The following is a 679-nucleotide window of genomic DNA, read 5'->3' on the forward strand; positions in this document are numbered from 1 at the left end:
GCCTGCCGCGCCGCAGCCGTTCTGCCGTTAGTGTCGGCGGTATGAGGATGCGGCTGCGCGTGCGCCGCGGGACCGTCCGTGCGGCAGCGTGGCTGACGACGGTATGCCTGATCGCCGCGTGCAGCAACTCCGATCCGCTGGGGACGCAGATACGCAGCCCGAAATCCATCGTGGTCGGCTCCGGCGACTTTCCGGAGTCGGAGATCGTTGCCGAGATCTACGCGGAAGCGTTGGAGGCCAACGGGTTCGAGATCGGGCGGCGGATGGGGATCGGTAGCAGGGAGACGTATGTTCCTGCGCTGAAGGATCATTCCATCGACTTGGTGCCCGAATACATCGGCAACCTGCTGTTGTACTTCGCGCCCGACTCCACCGCGACCATGCTGGACAACGTCGAGCTGGAGCTGTACAAGAAGCTGCCCGGTGACCTGTCCGTCCTGACGCCGTCGCCGGCCTCGGACACCGACACGGTCACGGTCACCAGCGGTGCGGCCGGCAACTGGAACCTGAAGACGATCGGCGATCTGGCGGCGCATTCGCCGGACGTGCGTTTCGGGGCGCCCTCGGCGTTCGAGACGCGCCCGTCCGGGCTGCCGGGCCTGCGACAGAAGTACGGACTCAACATCGCCCCGGGCAACTTCGTCGCGATCAACGACGGCGGCGGCGCGGTGACCGTGCG

At 67.0% G+C, this 679-nt stretch carries 1 protein-coding gene; it reads left to right on the forward strand.

Features of this window, described 5'->3' with window-relative positions:
* Positions 1 to 41: 41 nt before the first annotated feature.
* Positions 42 to 679 (forward strand): ABC transporter substrate-binding protein (locus A5706_RS06690; RefSeq protein ID WP_068128427.1); only part of this gene is annotated, 638 nt, incomplete at its 3' end.

The sequence above is a fragment of the Mycobacterium sp. E796 genome (genome assembly GCF_001672815.1).
Lineage (GTDB): Bacteria > Actinomycetota > Actinomycetes > Mycobacteriales > Mycobacteriaceae > Mycobacterium.